This is a genomic window from Actibacterium sp. (assembly GCF_041584535.1).
Classification (GTDB): Bacteria; Pseudomonadota; Alphaproteobacteria; order Rhodobacterales; family Rhodobacteraceae; genus Actibacterium_D.
In genome coordinates this window covers 1-2485 of record NZ_JBFHDW010000342.1, presented here as the reverse complement: position 1 = coordinate 2485, position 2485 = coordinate 1, and the positions used below count along the sequence as shown (strand labels likewise).

Annotated in this window: 1 protein-coding gene; it reads left to right on the top strand. The window is 63.7% G+C overall.

Annotation, left to right across the window (positions count from 1 at the left end):
- A partial coding sequence (locus ABYW26_RS13335; RefSeq protein WP_372605405.1) for a penicillin-binding protein 1A occupies positions 1-2273 on the top strand: 2273 nt, incomplete at its 5' end.
- Positions 2274-2485 lie beyond the last annotated feature (212 nt).

Genomic DNA, 2485 nt, shown 5'->3' with positions numbered 1-2485 from the left:
ATTTCTATAGCCACAAGGGCTATGACGCGCGCGGCATTCTGGCGGCGGCGATTGACGCTGCGAAAAGCCGGGGCAAGAACGTGCGCGGCGCTTCGACCATCACCCAGCAGGTGATGAAGAACTTCCTGCTGTCCGGCGACCGCACCGGGGAACGCAAGGTCAAGGAACTGATCCTTGCCACAAGGATCGAGAAAAGCCTGAGCAAGGACCAGATCCTTGAGCTGTATCTGAACGAGATTTTCCTTGGCCAGAACTCGTATGGCGTGGCGGCGGCCGCCCAGACCTATTTCAACAAGACTTTGGCCGAACTGGCCCCGCAAGAGGCCGCCTATCTGGCGGCGCTGCCCAAGGCGCCTTCGACCTATCACCCGGTGCGCGAAAAGGACCGCGCGATCGAGCGCCGCGACTTTGTTCTGCGCGAGATGTTCGAGAATGGCTATATCGATCAGCCTACCTATGAGGCCGCCCGCGCCGCGCCGCTGTTGACGGTGCAGAACGGCGATTACCCGGCCTTCCGCGACAGCCTGCCGCCGCGCGACTATTTCACCGACGAGGTGCGCCGCCAGCTGAGCAGCGATTTCGGCGAGGGCGAGTTTTTTGGCGGCGGTCTGACCATTCGCGCCACCATCGACCCCGACCTTCAGGTTCTGGCGGCGCAGGCGTTGCGCGATGGGCTAGAAAGCTATGACCGTTCGCGCGGGGTCTGGCGCGGCACCGGCAAGACCATCCCCGCCGACCAGTTGAAAACCGAAGAGGCCTGGCGCGCCGCCCTGTCCGCGATCGAGATGTCGCGCGATGTCATTGGCTGGCACCCGGCGGTGGTGCTGGAACTAGGCAAAAGCGCGGCCCGGGTCGGGATCGAAGGCGTGGACGAAGACGCCGACGGCCATTGGATTCCCGCCGACGACGTGACTTGGGCGCGCAAGCAGTTGGCCGATGGCAAGCTGGCTGCCAAGGCGCGGGTGGCGGGCGATCTGGTCTCGGTCGGCGATGTGGTGCTGGTCAGCGCCCTGACCAATGACAGCGACGGCAGCTTTATGCGCTGGTCGCTGCGGCAGATCCCGGAAATTCAGGGCGGCTTTGTTGCCATGGACGTCAATACCGGCCGGGTGATCGCCATGCAGGGCGGGTTCAGCTATCAGGATTCGGTGTTCAACCGCGCCACTCAAGCGACGCGTCAGCCCGGCTCAAGCTTCAAACCTTTCGTCTATGCGACCGCGCTGGATTCGGGCTTTACCCCGGCGACCATCGTCATTGACGCCCCGATCGAGGTTGAAACCGGCGCCGGGATCTGGCGGCCCAAGAACGCCTCGAACAAATTCTACGGCCCGACGCCGCTGCGCACCGGGATCGAGCATTCGCGGAACCTGATGACCGTGCGTCTGGCGCAGGAAATCGGTATGGAGACCGTTGCCGGCTATGCCGAACGCTTTGGCGTCTATGACCGGCTGGACCCGTTCCTTGCCAACGCGCTGGGCAGTCAGGAAACCACCCTGTTCAAGATGGTCTCGGCCTATGCGATGTTTGCCAATGGCGGCGAGCGGGTCGAACCGACGCTGGTGGACCGGGTGCAGGACCGCTGGGGCAAGACGATCTATCGCCACGATCCGCGCAACTGTGCCGATTGTCAGGTGCGCGATCTGGCCGAGGGCGAGGCACCGACGATCATTTCCTCGCGCGAGCGGGTGATCAACGCCATCACCGCCTATCAGCTGACCTCGATGATGCGCGGCGTGGTCGAACGCGGCACGGCTGCCGGGCGGGTCAATCTGGGCGTGCCGACGGCGGGCAAGACCGGCACCACCAACGAATCCAAGGATGTGTGGTTCGTCGGCTTTACCTCGAATATCGTCGCGGGCTGTTATATGGGCCATGACATCCCGCGCCCGCTGGGCCGGGGCGCGGCGGGCGGCACCATGTGCGCGCCGGTGTTCAACACCTTCATGCAGCACGCGGTCGAGAAATACGGCGGCGGCAAGTTCAAAGTGCCGCCGGGCGGGCATTTCATCAAGATCGACCGTTATTCCGGCGCCCGTCTGCCCAATGATGCCGAGGGCGAAAACGTCGTGGCCGAATATTTCCGCGATGGCGAAGATCCGTTGTTCGGCATGGCGGCGCTGGTCGATGGGGGCTTTGCCATGGGGTCGGACCTGCCGCTGTTCGAACCGGGGGAATCCGACTCGGGCGAGGTGGTCACGACCTCGACCGGCAAGAAGGCGACCGTGGGACCGAAAGCCAGCTTTGGCTCGGTGTCCTCGGGCGGTCTGTATTGATCTGATCGCGGACGGGCGCGCGGCAGGCAAAAACTCCGCCCGGCGCGCCACAGCTCCCATGCCCGTCACGGCCCAAGCGGCTATCACCTCGCACTGAGTTTACACTAACAATAAGGTTTCCCCATGCGCGCCGAGACGCAAAACACAGTCGAGGATATCCGCAAGTCCCTGAAACTGCTGGCGCAGCGGATGAACTGGGAAACCGCCGAGTT